A 231-nucleotide genomic window follows, 5' to 3' on the forward strand; every position below is an offset into this window, starting at 1 on the left:
TTTCTGAGTCTTGAAAATCTCTTTTGGCATGCGAAACAATCTTCACATCCTTCATCTTCTGCACCCAGTTCATGTCCAGACCGTCCGCATAGTAGTTGCCATCGCTATCGACAATGATTTTACTTAGTTGCGTAGCTCCTTTGATGGCTAAGGCAAGGATTTCTAGACTATCACTAAAATACTGGGATACCTGTGAGACAAAAAATTCTAGTTTTTCAATCTTATCATTCA

1 pseudogene is annotated in these 231 nt (G+C 39.4%); it reads right to left on the reverse strand.

What is annotated here, in order from left to right:
* Positions 1–231: pseudogene (locus tag CBI42_RS12115) on the reverse strand (virulence protein); the annotation flags it as partial.

This window comes from Streptococcus sp. KR, assembly GCF_002238115.1.
GTDB lineage: Bacteria > Bacillota > Bacilli > Lactobacillales > Streptococcaceae > Streptococcus.